Source organism: Citrobacter sp. R4 (genome assembly GCF_026719175.1).
Classification (GTDB): domain Bacteria; phylum Pseudomonadota; class Gammaproteobacteria; order Enterobacterales; family Enterobacteriaceae; genus Citrobacter_A; species Citrobacter_A sedlakii.
On sequence record NZ_JAPPSU010000022.1, the window covers coordinates 15,231 to 26,506 of the forward strand.

Below are 11,276 nucleotides of genomic sequence, written 5' to 3' on the forward strand. Positions count from 1 at the left end.
GATCGCAGGTTAAGGTTTTACTGAGAAGGATAAGGTCATGCGCCATCGTAAGAGTGGTCGTCAACTGAACCGCAACAGCAGCCATCGCCAGGCTATGTTCCGCAATATGGCAGGTTCACTGGTTCGTCATGAAATCATCAAGACGACCCTGCCTAAAGCGAAAGAGCTGCGCCGCGTAGTTGAGCCGCTGATTACTCTTGCCAAGACTGATAGCGTAGCTAATCGTCGTCTGGCATTCGCCCGCACTCGTGATAACGAGATCGTGGCAAAACTGTTTAACGAGCTGGGCCCGCGTTTCGCGAGCCGCGCCGGTGGTTACACTCGCATTCTGAAGTGTGGCTTCCGTGCAGGCGACAACGCGCCGATGGCTTACATCGAGCTGGTTGATCGCTCTGAGTCGAAAGCAGAAGCTGCTGCAGAGTAATCTGTAGTAACGTAAAAAAACCCGCTCCGGCGGGTTTTTTTATATCCGCAGCATCCCCACTTATCTACAATAATTTGTATTCTTTTTGTTCATCCCCTGGAGCGTTGTATGTGGTTACTGGACCAGTGGGCGGAGCGCCATATCCTTGAAGCGCAGAGTAAAGGCGAATTTGACCATCTGCCCGGACGCGGAGAGCCGCTCATTCTGGATGACGACTCGCATGTTCCTGCTGAACTACGCGCTGGCTATCGCTTACTGAAAAATGCAGGCTGTCTTCCCCCTGAACTGGAACAGCGTAAAGAAGCGATTGCGCTGCTGGATTTGCTAAACGGGATTCGACAGGATGATCCTCAGTATCAGGAAGTCAGTCGTCGTTTGTCATTACTGGAGCTCAAGCTCAGACAGGCCGGGGTGAGTACGGAATTTCTTCGCGGTGAATATGCCAAAAAGCTGTCGCATAAAATCAGTGAGCGTTAAAGGAGAAGAGATGTATCGTATTGGAGAGTTAGCAAAGCTGGCCGAGGTTACGCCGGACACCATCCGCTATTATGAGAAGCAGCAGATGATGGAACATGAAGTCCGTACTGAAGGTGGGTTTCGCTTGTATACCGAAAACGATCTTCAACGCCTGAAATTTATCCGCTACGCGCGACAGCTTGGTTTTACACTCGAGTCGATCCGCGAACTGCTGTCGATCCGTATCGATCCCGAGCATCATACCTGCCAGGAATCAAAAGGGATCGTGCAGGAGAGGCTGAAAGAAGTTGAAGCAAGAATAGCGGAACTGCAAACAATGCAGCGTTCCCTGCAACGACTGAATGACGCCTGTTGTGGTACGGCGCACAGTAGCGTTTACTGTTCGATTCTCGAGGCCCTGGAGCAAGGCGCCAGTGGAATAAAGTCAGGCTGTTGATTTAGTCAACCATCAGGATTACACTCGCGCCGTTAAATCCTACAACTGGAGTAATTATGAGCCGTTATCAACATACGAAAGGGCAGATCAAAGACAACGCCATAGAGGCACTACTGCATGACCCACTTTTCAGGCAACGCGTGGAAAAGAACAAGAAAGGGAAAGGCAGTTATTTACGTAAAGGAAAACACGGCAATCGCGGGAACTGGGAGGCCAGTGGCAAGAAAGTGAATCACTTTTTTACCACTGGCCTTCTGCTTTTAGCGAGTAGTTAAGAACGGTTATTTTGTTCTTTGAGCAGGTCACGTATTTCAGTGAGTAGCACTTCTTCTTTTGTCGGAGCGGGTGGCGCCGCCGGCTCTTCTTTTTTCTTACGGTTGAGTTTGTTAATCAACTTGATCGCCATGAAGATAGCAAACGCGACAATCACGAAATCAAAGATGTTCTGAATAAACACACCGTAATGCATCACAACAGCCGGGATGTCGCCCTGCGCCTCACGTAGCGTAAAGGCAAACTGTTTGAAATCGATCCCGCCAATTAATAATCCCAGCGGTGGCATGATGATATCGGCAACCAGTGATGAAACAATCTTACCGAACGCCGCACCAATAATGACACCCACTGCCAAATCGACAACATTCCCGCGCATCGCGAATTCGCGAAACTCTTTAATAATGCTCATTTTTATTCTCCCAAGCAGCTGACGATAATAAGTTTAACAAATGTTAAGGCAATTTCCATTTATGTCATGAGATAAATGTTCGAATTAACCTTGTCAAATCAGTGGATTAAAAAGGGTGCTAATAATGCACCCTTCTCAGTTACAGGAAGAAAGGGCTTGGCTGGAATAAGCGTTCGACGTCAGTAATAAACTTTTTGTCGGTCAAAAACATAATGACATGATCGCCTTGCTCGATGCGCAAATTGTCATTCGCAATCATGACGTCATTGCCACGTACCACGGCGCCAATAATTGTTCCTGGCGGCAGTTTGATTTCATCAATAACCCGGCCCACCACGCGGGAGGTGCTCTCATCCCCGTGCGCCACAGCTTCAATGGCTTCCGCCACGCCACGGCGTAAAGAGGAAACGCCTACAATATCCGCTTTACGGACGTGGCTGAGCAACGCTGATATCGTTGCCTGCTGCGGTGATATGGCGATATCTATGACGCTCCCCTGAACGAGGTCGACATAAGCGCGGCGCTGGATCAGCACCATCACCTTTTTTGCGCCCATCCGTTTAGCCAACATTGCCGACATGATATTCGCTTCATCGTCGTTGGTCACCGCAATAAAGAGATCGACCTGATCAATATGTTCTTCGGTTAACAACTCCTGATCTGACGCATCGCCAAAAAAGACGATCGTATTTTGCAGTTTTTCAGCCAACTCTGCCGCCCGTTGCTGATCGCGTTCGATCAGCTTCACGCTGTAATCTTTTTCCAGGCGACGCGCCAGACCTGCGCCGATATTACCGCCGCCAACCAGCATGATGCGTTTGTACGGTTTTTCCAGCCGCTGCAACTCGCTCATTACCGCGCGGATATGCTGAGAAGCCGCAATGAAGAAGACTTCATCCCCGGCTTCGACAATGGTTGATCCCTGTGGGCGGATAGGACGATCGTGACGAAAAATAGCCGCGACTCGCGTATCAATATGCGGCATGTGCTCACGCATGGTTGACAGGGCATTCCCGATCAGCGGACCGCCGTAGTAAGCCTTAACGACAGCCAGGCTGACCTTGCCTTCCGCAAAGTTAACCACCTGCAGTGCGCCGGGATATTCGATCAGCCGGTAAATGCTATCGATAACCAGTTGCTCCGGGGCAATGAGATGATCGATAGGTACGGCCTCAGAATGAAACAGTTTATCTGCATCGCGAACGTAGTCTGGAGAGCGTATACGCGCGATACGATTCGGTGTGTTGAATAAAGAATAGGCCACCTGGCAGGCGACCATGTTTGTTTCATCGGAACTGGTTACAGCTACCAGCATATCGGCATCGTCAGCCCCGGCCTCACGCAGAACGCGAGGATGTGAACCGTGGCCCTGCACCACGCGCAAATCGAACTTATCCTGTAAGCTTCGCAGACGCTCACCGTTAGTATCGACCACGGTGATATCGTTGTTTTCGCCAACCAGGTTTTCTGCCAGTGTGCCGCCAACCTGCCCTGCGCCCAGAATGATTATTTTCATCAGTCGTGACCCGTTATCTCATCACTTTTTGATTAGCTTAGCGTAAAAGAAGCCATCACCTTCTTCTGCGCCAGGCAGATTTTGCCGGCCAGGTTGTTCAGGCGTACCGGTTTCGCTGAGAATGGCGTCTGCTGTGCGTTGCAGGAAAGCTTTAACCTGTAGACTGTTCTCTTCCGGCAGTACTGAACAGGTTGCGTACACCAGCGTCCCGCCTGATTTCAGATGCGGCCAGATGGCATCCAGTATTTCTGCCTGTAACTTCGCCAGTTCGGCAATGTCCCGATCCCGACGCAGCCATTTTATGTCTGGATGGCGACGGATAACGCCAGTGGCAGAGCAGGGAGCGTCCAGTAAAATACGATCAAACTGCTGCTTGCCGCACCACTGCGCCGGATAACGTCCGTCGCCTTGCTTAACGGTCGCTTTCATCCCGAGACGTTTAAGGTTGTCATAAACGCGAGAGAGCCGCTGTTCATCAACATCCACGGCCAGAACATCGGCTTCGGGGGCCGCTTCGAGGATGTGCGTGGTTTTACCGCCTGGCGCCGCGCATAAATCTAATATATGTTCGCCGTTTTGCGGCGCAAGAAAGGTGACGCAGCCCTGAGCGGAAGCGTCCTGAACGGTGACCCAGCCTTCGTCGAAGCCAGGAAGCGCATGCACTGGTGAAGGCGTTTCCAGGCGTACCGCGTCAGGGTATGCCGGGTGGGTGAAGCCTGTCATGCCTGTTTCTTCCAGTCGTGCCAGCCAGGCGTCTCGTGAATGATGCGTGCGGTTTACCCGCAACCACATCGGTGGGCGCTGGTTGTTGGCCTCGACAAGAGCTTCCCATCGTTCCGGCCAGGCTTTTTGCAGGCGCTTAAGCAGCCAGGAAGGATGCAAAAAACGCGCTTCAGTGTTAGAAAATTCCGCCAGCAGCTCATCCTGCTTACGCTGGAACTGACGTAACACGCCGTTGATAAGGCCTTTCAGTTGAGGGCGCTTGATGGCGACTGCGCCCTCGACCGTTTCGGCCAGCGCAGCGTGAGGGGGAATGCGCGTATGCAGCAGTTGGTAGAATCCGACCATAATCAGGTAATGCACGGTACGTTGCTTGCCCGTCATTGGGCGAGACATGAGCTTGCTGATCAGCCACTCCAGTTGTGACAGCGTGCGCAGCACCCCAAAGCACAACTCCTGCAGCAGTGCCTTATCTTTGTCGGAAACCTTTTGTTGCATCGGCGGCAGAACATTGCTCAATGATTGTCCTTGCTCGACGACCTGTTCAATGGCTTGCGCCGCCATACTGCGTAAGTTGAGTTTCTTATTCATAACCGCAAAAATAAAAATGCCCGGCGACACCGGGCGGAGTAAGAAGTGACCGTCAGGCCAGACGGTTGCCAGGAATGAACCATTCCCGACGTGAATTTAAAAGATCCTGCGCGCTCATGGCTTTTTTTCCGGCGGGCTGCAACGAGAGCAAATTTAAAATGCCGTCGCCTGTGGCAACCTGAATGCCGTGTTTTGTCGCGTCCAGAATAGTCCCGGGCTGAGCCTGGGTGGCAGCAGCCACAACGGACGCCTGCCAGACTTTCACCGGCTGACCGTCAATTTCCAGCCAGCTCATCGGCCAAGGGTTGAACGCGCGAATGCAGCGTTCCAGTTGCGCTGCGGAAAGCGACCAGTCAATTCGGGCTTCTTCTTTGCTGAGTTTCTCAGCGTGGGTAACCAGCGCATCATCTTGAGCTTCTGGTTTTGTCCGCCCTTCGGCTAATTGTTTCAGCGTTTCGATCAAACCCTGCGGGCCCAACTCTGCCAGCTTGTCGTACAGCGTACCGCTGGTATCTTCTGCGGTAATCGGACAAGCGAGCTTGTAGAGCATATCGCCCGTATCCAGACCAACGTCCATCTGCATAATGGTTACGCCTGTTTCGGCATCGCCAGCCCAAAGCGAACGTTGAATCGGCGCCGCGCCACGCCAGCGTGGGAGCAAGGAACCGTGGACGTTAATGCAACCGAGCCGCGGCATATCCAGCACCGCTTTGGGAAGAATCAGACCATACGCTACGACAACCATAACGTCTGCGTGCAGATCGGCAACCAGGTGCTGGTTTTCCTGCGGGCGTAATGAGGCGGGTTGGAATACGGGAATGCCTTTTTCTTCCGCCAGCACTTTTACCGGGCTGGGCATGAGTTTCTTGCCGCGGCCTGCCGGGCGGTCGGGCTGGGTAAACACGCCGACAACGTTGTGTCCAGAAGACAACAGCGCGTCAAGATGACGCGCTGCAAAGTCAGGTGTACCCGCAAAAATAATACGTAGTGAGTCTGACACGTTGATTCTTGTCCTTAAGCTCGTGCGTTCAGGCGGTCGAGTTTTTCAACTTTCTGACGAATACGTTGCTGCTTCAGCGGCGACAAATAATCGATAAACAATTTACCGACTAAATGATCCATTTCGTGTTGGATACAAATAGCCAGCAGGCCGTCGGCTTCCAGCTCAAATGGTTTACCCTCGCGATCGAGCGCGCGAATTTTCACTTTTTCCGCTCGTGGCACCAAAGCGCGCTGTTCCGGAATCGACAGGCACCCTTCTTCGATACCGGTCTCGCCTTCTTTTTCCAGCAGTTCCGGGTTAATGAGCACCAGGCGCTCGTCGCGGTTTTCAGAGACGTCAATCACGATTATCCGCTGATGAATATCAACCTGCGTCGCTGCCAGGCCAATACCTTCTTCTGCGTACATCGTCTCGAACATATCATCGACGATACGCTGAATGTCTGCATTCACTTCTTCAACCGGTTTTGCGACTTTGCGAAGGCGCTCGTCCGGAATATGTAACACTTGCAAAACTGACATAGTTATCCAGAGTTGTGTTCAGGAGTTGAAAAGATTATTACCTCTATTCTAGACAAATCCCCCTCTGATTGACAGCATCAGTGACCAATCGCAAAGATTGCTGAGACTGCCTGTGGCAGGGGGACAAGGATGAACCGTACAGAGATTTGGCTACGTTTGATGCGGGTGAGTGAATTGTGCGGCGACGAGATGCTGCGCATCGCACACTGGCTTATCGCACAGCCACATATTGATGCCGCGGTGCTTCGCAACGCGGGGTTTTCGCCCTCCTGGATTAAACGCTTTTTCTCGCTTTCGGATGAAGAACGGGAGAAAACGCTGCTTTGGCTTGAGGCGCCTCATCATTATTTATTACTGGCGGATGATGATCATTATCCAACCCAACTTCGTGCTATTGACGATTATCCTGGCGCCCTGTTTGTTTCCGGAAGCCTCGCCTGTCTTCATGACGTACAGCTGGCGGTGGTGGGAAGCCGTACGCCTTCCTGGTACGGAGAACGGTGGGGGCGGATGTTCTGCGAAAAGCTCGCAGGTTGGGGAATTACAATCACCAGCGGACTGGCGCGCGGCATTGATGGAATAGCGCATACTGCGGCAATCCAGGCACAAGGTAAAAGTATCGCTGTGTTGGGCAGCGGTCTCGAGGTTATCTATCCACGTAGTCATGGCTATCTGGCAGAGCGATTGCTCGACGCGGGCGGGGCGCTGGTATCCGAATTTCCGCTGGCAATGCACCCGCTCCCGCGCAATTTTCCCCGACGAAACCGTATCATCAGCAGCCTGAGCAAAGGCGTGCTGGTGGTAGAGGCAGCGCAGCGCAGCGGATCTCTGGTGACTGCACGCTGCGCGATAGAGCAAGGCAGGGAAGTGTTTGCTTTACCGGGGCCAATAGGGAACCCGGGAAGCGAAGGGCCGCATTGGCTCGTGAAGCAGGGCGCCACACTTGTGACTTCGCCAGAGGAAATCGTGGAAAATTTGCAGTATGGCTTACATTGGCTGCCAGATGAGCCTGAAAATTCACTTTATTCACCAGATCGCGAAGCTGCGGCATTGCCATTTCCCGAGCTCCTGGCTAACGTAGGAGATGAGGTAACACCTGTTGACGTCGTCGCTGAACGTGCCGGCCAACCTGTGCCAGCGGTAGTGGCTCAGCTACTCGAACTGGAGTTAGCAGGATGGATCGCAGCTGTACCCGGCGGCTATGTCCGATTGAGGAGGGCATGCCATGTTCGACGTACTAATGTATTTGTTTGAAACGTATATCCACAACGAAGCGGAATTACGTGTGGATCAGGACAAACTTGAACGGGATCTTACCGACGCCGGTTTTGATCGTGAAGACATCTACAATGCACTCCTGTGGCTGGAAAAGCTGGCTGACTATCAGGAAGGGCTTGCTGAGCCAATGCAGCTTGCTTCCGATCCTCTCTCTGTTCGTATTTATACTCCAGAAGAGTGCGATCGTCTGGATGCCAGCTGCCGGGGATTTTTGTTATTCCTCGAGCAGATTCAGGTGCTAAACCTCGAAACGCGAGAAATGGTGATTGAACGCGTACTCGCGCTGGATACCGCAGAATTCGACCTGGAAGATCTGAAATGGGTCATATTAATGGTGCTGTTTAACATTCCAGGATGTGAAAATGCCTACCAGCAAATGGAAGAATTACTCTTTGAAGTGAATGAAGGTATGCTGCATTAATCAATCTTAATCCAGCATGAGTTGTTATGGCTAAATCAGCACTGTTTGCGGTGCGTAAAAATGAGCCCTGCCCACAGTGTGGGGCTGAACTGGTTATTCGCTCCGGGAAACACGGTCCGTTTCTCGGATGCTCTCACTATCCGGAATGCGACTATATTCGTCCGCTGAAATCCACGGCGGACGGACATATTGTCAAAGTTCTGGAGGGGAAATTCTGCCCCGATTGCGGCGCCGAGCTGGTGCTACGACAGGGGCGATTTGGTATGTTTATCGGCTGCAGCAATTATCCGGAATGTGATCATACCGAGATGATTGATAAGCCAGACGAAACCGCAATAACCTGCCCTCAATGCCTGACTGGTCACCTGGTTCAGCGGCGTTCCCGTTATGGCAAAACCTTTCATTCCTGCGATCGCTATCCGGAATGCCAGTTTGTCATTAACGCCAAACCGATAGCTGGAGAGTGCCCTGAGTGTCACTATCCGCTCCTTATCGAAAAGAAAACCGCGCAAGGTGTTAAGCACTTCTGCGCCAGTAAACAATGTGGAAAGCCGGTTTCGGCGGAACAAAAAAGTGAATAATAACCTGCCAACAGACTCTATCGCCGCAGCGGTAGAGGAACTTAATAATAAAAATGTCATCGCCTATCCAACGGAAGCTGTATTTGGTGTCGGGTGCGATCCCGACAGCGAAACGGCTGTAAATCGTCTGCTGGCGCTCAAACAACGCCCGGTAGACAAAGGGCTGATTTTGATCGCCGCAAATTTTGAACAACTCAGACCATATATTGACGACAGTATGCTCACCGAAGCACAGCGTGAAGCTGTATTTGCATGTTGGCCAGGGCCGGTAACCTTTGTTTTCCCTGCGCCTGAGAGCACGCCACGCTGGCTAACAGGTCGCTTCAATTCACTGGCGGTACGTGTGACAGATCATCCGCTGGTGGTCGCCCTGTGTAAGGCGTATGGCAAACCGCTGGTATCAACCAGCGCCAACCTGAGTGGACTGCCGCCGTGTCGCACAACGGAAGATGTGCGGGCGCAATTCGGCGACGACTTCCCGATTGTGGAAGGCGAAACGGGCGGTCGTTTGAATCCTTCTGAAATTCGCGATGCATTAACGGGCGAACTGTTTCGACAGGGGTAAGAGAATGGAAACCTATGCTGTTTTCGGCCATCCGATAGCACACAGTAAGTCACCGTTTATTCATCAGCAATTTGCGCAGCAGTTGCAAATCGATCACCCGTATGGTCGCGTACTGGCGCCCGTGGATGACTTTGTTAACACGTTAAACGCTTTTTTTGCCGGGGGAGGCAAAGGGGCGAACGTCACGGTGCCTTTTAAAGAAGAGGCTTTTGCCCGTGCGGATGAATTGACGGAGCGTGCGGCGCTGGCTGGCGCAGTGAATACGATCAAACGACTTGAGGATGGTCGTCTACTCGGAGATAACACTGACGGTATCGGTTTGTTAAGCGATCTTGAACGTTTATCCTTTATTCAACCGGGGCAGCGAATTTTGCTGATCGGCGCTGGCGGGGCAGCGCGTGGGGTTCTGTTACCGTTACTTTCTCTGGATTGTGGCGTGACCATTGTCAACCGAACGGCATCCCGGGCTCAGGAACTGGCGAAGGTCTTTGCGCATACCGGTAGTGTGCAGGCGCTGGGCATGGATGAACTGGCAGACCATCACTTTGATGTGATCATCAATGCCACATCCAGCGGACTCAATGGTGAGATCCCGGCGATCCCTGCGTCGCTGATTTATCCCTCGGTCTGTTGTTACGACATGCTTTACCAGCAGGGACGGACGCCTTTTCTCTTGTGGTGTGAACAACATGGCGCGAAGCGCGTCGCCGATGGCCTGGGAATGCTGGTGGGACAGGCTGCTCATGCGTTTTTGCTCTGGCATGGTATTTTACCCGAAATCGAACCGGTGATTGCGCGCCTCAAGCAGGAGTTGTCTGCATGAACCAGGCGATTCTGTTTCCTGACAGAGAGGAATGGCGTGTGGATGAATGCGCTGTTTGCTTCCCGGCGCTGGTGAATGGCATGCAGTTAATGTGTGCCATAAAGGGGGAATCGCTGGCGAAACGCTTTGGTGGCGAAACGGCGGAGGAATGGCTGGCTCACTTTTGTGAGCACCGCTGGGATCTGGAAGAAGAGGCTGAAGCCTTGATCCAGTCCCAGCAGGAAGACGATCAGGGATGGATCTGGCTGTCCTGAGTCAGATACTCGTCTTTCCATTTCACGTAGTTGTTGGCGGAATATCGCAACGCCGTTTTCTCATCTTCCGTTAGAGGCCGGATCTGTTTAACCGGGCTTCCCAGATACAGATAGCCGCTTTGCAGACGTTTGTTTTGCGGCACCAGACTACCGGCGCCAATCATCACGTCATCTTCAATGATCGCGCCATCTAACAGAATCGAGCCCATTCCGACCAGGACGCGGTTGCCAATAATGCAGCCGTGGAGCATTACTTTATGTCCAACAGTGACATCTTCGCCCACGATCAGTGGATTACCTTCAGGGTTGGAAGGCGATTTGTGAGTGACGTGTAAGACGCTGCCATCCTGAATATTGGTGCGTGCGCCAATCTCAACGTAATTTACATCGCCACGGATCGCGACAAGCGGCCAGATCCCGACATCGTCTGCCAGACGAACATCGCCAATGATAACGCTGCTGCGATCGAGCATCACGCGTTGTCCGATCTGCGGAAAAAGATCCTTATAAGGGCGTAATACGTCAGACATGTTTACCTCAGATAAAGAGAACAGTAATGATGACTTTGGTTGCATTTCTGGCCTTGTGCAAGTGATTTAGCTATCAAAAAAGCGTCACATTGCGCAGGAATGAAACGAAAGGAGTGAAAAAGCAGCAAATGGAAAAAAAGATCGAAAAAAGGCTTGTGCAAAAAATTGGGATCCCTATAATGCGCCTCCGTTGAGACGACAAAGTGAAACGCTTCACAAGATGGTCGTCACAACGAAGAGAAAAATCCTGAAATTCAGGGTTGACTCTGAAAGAGGAAAGCGTAATATACGCCACCTCGCGACAGAGCGCTGAAGCGCGTCGCAACTGCTCTTTAACAATTTATCAGACAATCTGTGTGGGCACTCAAAGTGACATGGATTCTTAACGTCGCAAGACGAAAAATGAATACCAAGTCTCTGAGTGAACACGTAATTCATTACGAAGTTTAAT

Annotated in this window: 16 protein-coding genes; 10 read left to right on the forward strand and 6 right to left on the reverse strand. The window is 51.9% G+C overall.

Annotation, left to right across the window (positions count from 1 at the left end; genetic code table 11):
* Positions 1–37 precede the first annotated feature (37 nt).
* From rplQ to arfA, 4 genes are all read left to right on the forward strand, one after another.
* The gene (gene rplQ / locus OOJ60_RS23630) at positions 38–424 is read left to right on the forward strand and encodes a 50S ribosomal protein L17 (RefSeq protein WP_001216372.1); all 387 of its coding nucleotides are present in this window, start codon (positions 38–40) and stop codon (positions 422–424) included.
* Between the two features lie 108 nt (positions 425–532).
* A complete protein-coding gene (locus tag OOJ60_RS23635; protein ID WP_042293094.1) occupies positions 533–901 on the forward strand; it encodes a DUF1992 domain-containing protein in 369 nt (122 codons plus the stop codon).
* 10 nt (positions 902–911) lie between these two features.
* The gene (gene zntR, locus OOJ60_RS23640) at positions 912–1,337 is read left to right on the forward strand and encodes a Zn(2+)-responsive transcriptional regulator (protein ID WP_042293092.1); all 426 of its coding nucleotides are present in this window, start codon (positions 912–914) and stop codon (positions 1,335–1,337) included.
* 56 nt (positions 1,338–1,393) lie between these two features.
* Positions 1,394–1,612, forward strand: a complete 219-nt coding sequence (gene arfA, locus OOJ60_RS23645; RefSeq protein WP_042293091.1) for an alternative ribosome-rescue factor ArfA — start codon at positions 1,394–1,396, stop codon at positions 1,610–1,612.
* On the opposite strand, the gene mscL is transcribed toward arfA, so the two are convergent.
* The 5 genes from mscL to def form a co-directional block, all read right to left on the reverse strand.
* Positions 1,609–2,022: a large-conductance mechanosensitive channel protein MscL gene (gene mscL, locus OOJ60_RS23650; protein ID WP_042293089.1), complete on the reverse strand. Its 414-nt coding sequence runs from the start codon at positions 2,020–2,022 to the stop codon at positions 1,609–1,611. The two genes, arfA and mscL, sit on opposite strands and share 4 nt — an antisense overlap.
* A 139-nt stretch (positions 2,023–2,161) precedes the next feature.
* On the reverse strand, positions 2,162–3,538 hold the full coding sequence (gene trkA / locus OOJ60_RS23655) for a Trk system potassium transporter TrkA (protein ID WP_042293086.1): 1,377 nt from the start codon (positions 3,536–3,538) through the stop codon (positions 2,162–2,164).
* 21 nt (positions 3,539–3,559) lie between these two features.
* Positions 3,560–4,849, reverse strand: coding sequence for a 16S rRNA (cytosine(967)-C(5))-methyltransferase RsmB (gene rsmB / locus OOJ60_RS23660; protein WP_205613263.1), 1,290 nt, complete (start codon positions 4,847–4,849; stop codon positions 3,560–3,562).
* Between the two features lie 52 nt (positions 4,850–4,901).
* Positions 4,902–5,849, reverse strand: a complete 948-nt coding sequence (gene fmt, locus OOJ60_RS23665; RefSeq protein WP_060570675.1) for a methionyl-tRNA formyltransferase — start codon at positions 5,847–5,849, stop codon at positions 4,902–4,904.
* Positions 5,850–5,863: 14 nt separating this feature from the next.
* Positions 5,864–6,373 carry a peptide deformylase gene (gene def / locus OOJ60_RS23670; protein WP_205613264.1) on the reverse strand — a complete coding sequence of 170 codons (510 nt, stop codon included), beginning with the start codon at positions 6,371–6,373 and terminating at the stop codon, positions 5,864–5,866.
* A 129-nt stretch (positions 6,374–6,502) separates the two neighbouring features.
* Between def and dprA the strand changes: the two genes are divergently transcribed.
* Genes dprA through OOJ60_RS23700 form a run of 6 tightly spaced genes read left to right on the forward strand, consistent with a single transcriptional unit; the run spans position 6,503 to position 10,295 of the window.
* Positions 6,503–7,627 (forward strand): DNA-protecting protein DprA, encoded by a 1,125-nt coding sequence (dprA, locus tag OOJ60_RS23675; RefSeq protein WP_042293077.1) that lies wholly within the window; start codon positions 6,503–6,505, stop codon positions 7,625–7,627.
* The gene (smg, locus tag OOJ60_RS23680; RefSeq protein ID WP_012908442.1) at positions 7,599–8,072 is read left to right on the forward strand and encodes a DUF494 family protein Smg; all 474 of its coding nucleotides are present in this window, start codon (positions 7,599–7,601) and stop codon (positions 8,070–8,072) included. The genes dprA and smg overlap by 29 nt, the downstream gene beginning before the upstream one ends.
* Positions 8,073–8,098: 26 nt before the next feature.
* Complete coding sequence (locus OOJ60_RS23685; RefSeq protein ID WP_060570672.1) at positions 8,099–8,653, forward strand: DNA topoisomerase family protein; 555 nt, start codon at positions 8,099–8,101, stop codon at positions 8,651–8,653.
* Positions 8,646–9,218 (forward strand): L-threonylcarbamoyladenylate synthase type 1 TsaC, encoded by a 573-nt coding sequence (gene tsaC / locus OOJ60_RS23690; RefSeq protein WP_042293071.1) that lies wholly within the window; start codon positions 8,646–8,648, stop codon positions 9,216–9,218. The genes OOJ60_RS23685 and tsaC overlap by 8 nt, the downstream gene beginning before the upstream one ends.
* A gap of 4 nt (positions 9,219–9,222) precedes the next feature.
* A complete protein-coding gene (aroE, locus tag OOJ60_RS23695; RefSeq protein ID WP_042293069.1) occupies positions 9,223–10,041 on the forward strand; it encodes a shikimate dehydrogenase in 819 nt (272 codons plus the stop codon).
* Positions 10,038–10,295 (forward strand): DUF1488 domain-containing protein, encoded by a 258-nt coding sequence (locus OOJ60_RS23700; RefSeq protein WP_042293067.1) that lies wholly within the window; start codon positions 10,038–10,040, stop codon positions 10,293–10,295. Before aroE ends, OOJ60_RS23700 begins: the two co-directional genes overlap by 4 nt.
* On the opposite strand, the gene OOJ60_RS23705 is transcribed toward OOJ60_RS23700, so the two are convergent.
* Positions 10,271–10,825, reverse strand: coding sequence for a gamma carbonic anhydrase family protein (locus OOJ60_RS23705; protein ID WP_060570669.1), 555 nt, complete (start codon positions 10,823–10,825; stop codon positions 10,271–10,273). The two genes, OOJ60_RS23700 and OOJ60_RS23705, sit on opposite strands and share 25 nt — an antisense overlap.
* Between the last annotated feature and the right edge of the window lie 451 nt (positions 10,826–11,276).

Coding starts and splice junctions, on each gene's coding strand:
- def (WP_205613264.1), bottom strand. CDS start 6,373: ATGTCAGTTTTGCAAGTGTTACATATTCCGGACGAGCGCCTTCGCAAA.
- arfA (WP_042293091.1), top strand. CDS start 1,394: ATGAGCCGTTATCAACATACGAAAGGGCAGATCAAAGACAACGCCATA.
- OOJ60_RS23635 (WP_042293094.1), top strand. CDS start 533: ATGTGGTTACTGGACCAGTGGGCGGAGCGCCATATCCTTGAAGCGCAG.
- aroE (WP_042293069.1), top strand. CDS start 9,223: ATGGAAACCTATGCTGTTTTCGGCCATCCGATAGCACACAGTAAGTCA.
- trkA (WP_042293086.1), bottom strand. CDS start 3,538: ATGAAAATAATCATTCTGGGCGCAGGGCAGGTTGGCGGCACACTGGCA.
- OOJ60_RS23685 (WP_060570672.1), top strand. CDS start 8,099: ATGGCTAAATCAGCACTGTTTGCGGTGCGTAAAAATGAGCCCTGCCCA.
- rplQ (WP_001216372.1), top strand. CDS start 38: ATGCGCCATCGTAAGAGTGGTCGTCAACTGAACCGCAACAGCAGCCAT.
- OOJ60_RS23705 (WP_060570669.1), bottom strand. CDS start 10,825: ATGTCTGACGTATTACGCCCTTATAAGGATCTTTTTCCGCAGATCGGA.
- OOJ60_RS23700 (WP_042293067.1), top strand. CDS start 10,038: ATGAACCAGGCGATTCTGTTTCCTGACAGAGAGGAATGGCGTGTGGAT.
- rsmB (WP_205613263.1), bottom strand. CDS start 4,849: ATGAATAAGAAACTCAACTTACGCAGTATGGCGGCGCAAGCCATTGAA.
- zntR (WP_042293092.1), top strand. CDS start 912: ATGTATCGTATTGGAGAGTTAGCAAAGCTGGCCGAGGTTACGCCGGAC.
- dprA (WP_042293077.1), top strand. CDS start 6,503: ATGAACCGTACAGAGATTTGGCTACGTTTGATGCGGGTGAGTGAATTG.
- mscL (WP_042293089.1), bottom strand. CDS start 2,022: ATGAGCATTATTAAAGAGTTTCGCGAATTCGCGATGCGCGGGAATGTT.
- smg (WP_012908442.1), top strand. CDS start 7,599: ATGTTCGACGTACTAATGTATTTGTTTGAAACGTATATCCACAACGAA.